At 75.9% G+C, this 3,383-nt stretch carries 1 protein-coding gene and 1 pseudogene; one reads left to right on the top strand and one right to left on the bottom strand.

Annotated elements, in window-relative coordinates; translation table 11 throughout:
* Positions 1–384: 384 nt before the first annotated feature.
* Positions 385–1,377, bottom strand: a pseudogene (locus HCN52_RS22965) (SGNH/GDSL hydrolase family protein); the annotation flags it as partial.
* A 565-nt stretch (positions 1,378–1,942) separates the two neighbouring features.
* Here HCN52_RS22965 and HCN52_RS22960 point away from each other — a divergent pair.
* On the top strand, positions 1,943–3,319 hold the full coding sequence (locus tag HCN52_RS22960) for a cystathionine beta-synthase (protein WP_312876845.1): 1,377 nt from the start codon (positions 1,943–1,945) through the stop codon (positions 3,317–3,319).
* The last annotated feature ends 64 nt before the right edge of the window (positions 3,320–3,383 follow it).

Below are 3,383 nucleotides of genomic sequence, written 5' to 3'. Positions count from 1 at the left end.
CCGCGCTTCGTCAGCCAGTCCACGAAGTCGTGGGTGCCGCCGGCGGGCGCCCGCCCCGGAGGGCGCTGCCGCGCCGTCGTCCGGGGCGTCGGGGAGCGGATCGGTCCGAGCGGGACCGGTGCCGCCGGGGCCGGTGTACCGGGGACCGGTGCCGCCGCTGCCGCCCGGGCCGCTGCCGCCGGAGTCCCCGCCGCCGACATCGCCGTCACCGGGGTCGCCCGGACCGCCCTCGCCCCGGCCGTCCGGTCCGGTCGCACCACCGCGGTCCTCCCGCCGGGGCGCGTCCGGCCGTGCCGCGTCCGCACCGCCCTCCCCGGAGCCGTCGGAGCCCCCGGAGTCCTCGGAGTCCTCGGAGCCGGCCGCTTCTGCCGCTTCGGCGGCCTCGGGCTCCGAGCCGGCGATGCGCCGCCGCCGCCGGTGCTTGAGCAGGGCCCACGGAGCACGCGAGGCGGCGGCATCGTCCGAGGCCACCTCCGTACCGCCCTCCTTCGCCGCCCGCACCGCGGCGCGCTCCACCGAGAGCACCGTCTCGCGGCGCGCGGGCTCCACCCGCTCCGGCTCCGGCCACACCCCCATCGCCGCGCACACCGTCGGCAGCAGCGCCATCGCGGCGGTCGCGTACCCCTCGGCCGACGGGTGGTAGCGGTCCGGGCCGAACATCTCCCGGGGGTTGGCCGCGAACTCGGGGCCGAGCAGGTCACCGAGGGAGACCGTCCGCCCGCCCAGCTCCACCACGGCGATCGTCTGCGCCGCCGCCAGCTGCCGGCTGAGCCGGCGCGCCACCCACCGCAGCGGCTGCGCCACCGGCTCGATCGTCCCCAGGTCCGGGCAGGTCGCCACCACCACACGCGACCCCGCCGCGCGCAGCCGGGCGACGGCCTCGGAGAGGCAGCGCGCGGAGGTCGCGGGGGAGAGGCGCCCGGTCACGTCGTTGGCGCCGATCATGATCACGCAGAGGTCCGGGGCGGGCGAGGTGAGCGGGTCCGCCAGCAGCAGCGAGACCTGGCGGTCGAGGTCGGTGGACTCCGCCCCGCTGAGCGCCACGTTCCGCAGCTCGACCGGCCGCTCGGCCACCGCCGCGAGTCCGGAGGCGACCAGCGCCGCCGGGGTCTGCGCGGCGCGCCGCACGCCCAGCCCCGCCGCGGTCGAGTCGCCCAGGAACCCCAGGCGCAGCGCCGGGCGCCGCCCGCTGCGGAGCGCCGCGCCGTACCGGCCGTCGGCGACCGGCGGCGTCTCCTCGCTCACCCCGATCTGCCGCTTCGCCAGTTGGGCCTCGGTGAGCAGCACACCCAGTGCCACTCCGCCCACCACACCGATCCCGCCGCCGCCCAACGCCGCGGCCGTCGCGATGCGCCGCGCCACTCTCGCTCCCGCCATGGACCGTTCCACCTCCCCGCGCGGCGGGCCACCGTGCCCGCCGGTTCGACCGGGGTGCCGGCCGCGGTCGCGGCCCGACACCGCCCGGTGTGCCTTCTCCCGGTCCGCTGTCCGCGTTCCGTTCGTCCCGCCGCCACCGTGATCCGGGTGGCGGCGCCGTCGCCGTCCTCGTGCTGTGCGGTACCGCCGTGCTGCGTGCCGTACCGCCGTCGTGCAGATCCTGCCGTGCGCCGTGCCGGTAGCGTGCGCACCCCCGCTGCCCCCGCGCGCCGCGCGGGGCGGGCCCCCGGGCCGGGCGGCCGCGGGGCGACGTCCGTCGCCGCCGATGACCGGGGGTATGTGCGACGTACCCGCCCCGGCGTGCTCCACGCGTCCGTCGCCGGGGCGGTCGCGCCGGTGTGTGCAACGCGCGTCCACATGCGGGGTCGCGCCGATAGAGTGCCGGTGGCGACACACAGCCGACCGCCGGTCCGCGGCCGTCGCACCGCGCGGCCCGCGAGACCGACGCACCACCGGAGCCGGCCCCACCGCCGCGACCGACGCCGTTCAGGAGTGTGGAGACACAGTGCAGTACTACGAGTCGATGATCGATCTTGTCGGCAACACGCCGCTGGTGAAGCTCAACAGCGTCACCGACGGCATTGAGGCGACGGTGCTTGCCAAGGTCGAGTACTTCAACCCCGGCGGGTCCGTGAAGGACCGCATCGCGCTGCGGATGATCGAGGCGGCAGAGGCCTCCGGCGAGCTCCAGCCCGGCGGGGTCATCGTGGAGCCGACCTCCGGCAACACCGGCGTCGGCCTGGCGATCGTGGCCCAGCGCAAGGGCTACCACTGCGTCTTCGTCTGCCCGGACAAGGTCTCCGCCGACAAGATCAACGTGATGCGTGCCTACGGCGCGGAGGTCGTGGTCTGCCCCACCGCGGTCGACCCCGACCACCCGGACTCGTACTACAACGTCTCCGACCGGCTCGTCCGCGAGACGCCCGGCGCCTGGAAGCCCGACCAGTACAGCAACCCGGACAACCCGCGCTCCCACTACGAGACGACCGGGCCGGAGATCTGGACGCAGACCGAGGGCCGCGTCACCCACTTCGTGGCGGGCGTCGGCACCGGCGGCACCATCTCGGGCACCGGCCGGTACCTCCGTGAGGCCAGCGGCGGCACCGTCCGCGTCATCGGCGCCGACCCGGAGGGCTCCGTGTACTCCGGCGGCAGCGGCCGGCCCTACCTGGTCGAGGGCGTCGGCGAGGACTTCTGGCCCGACGCCTACGACCGCGAGGTCGCCGACCGCATCGTCGCCGTCTCCGACAAGGACTCCTTCCAGATGACCCGCCGCCTCGCCAAGGAGGAGGGCCTGCTGGTGGGCGGCTCCTGCGGCATGGCGGTCGCCGGCGCCCTGGAGGTCGCGCGGGAGCTGGGCCCCGACGACGTCGTCGTCGTGCTGCTCCCCGACGGCGGACGCGGCTACCTCAGCAAGATCTTCAACGACGAGTGGATGGCGGACTACGGCTTCCTGGAGGGCGGCGAGCCGGAGACCCGCGTCAGCGACGTGCTGCGCCGCAAGACCGGCGGCATCCCCGAGCTGGTCCACATGCACCCCGACGAGACCGTCGGCGAGGCCATCGAGGTGCTGCGCGAGTACGGCGTCTCGCAGATGCCGATCGTCAAGCCGGGGGCGGGCCACCCCGACGTGATGGCCGCCGAGGTCGTCGGCTCCGTCGTCGAACGCGAGCTGCTGGACGCGCTGTTCGCACAGCGCGCCACCCTGGACGACGCACTGGAGAAGCACATGAGCCCGCCGCTGCCGCAGGTCGGCTCCGGCGAGCCCGTCGCGGACCTGATGGTCGCGCTGGAGAAGGCGGACGCGGCGATCGTGCTGGTCGAGGGCAAGCCCACCGGCGTGATCAGCCGACAGGACCTGCTCTCCTTCCTCGCCCAGTAGCGGCGCCGGTCCCGCCGCGGACCGCGCGACCTCCCCGGCCCCGCACCGCGCACCCGCGCGGTGC

The sequence above is a fragment of the Streptomyces bohaiensis genome (assembly GCF_012033785.1).
GTDB classification, from domain to species: domain Bacteria; phylum Actinomycetota; class Actinomycetes; order Streptomycetales; family Streptomycetaceae; genus Streptomyces; species Streptomyces bohaiensis.
Note: the sequence above shows the minus strand (reverse complement) of the source record. Positions and strands in the feature narration are given on the sequence as shown.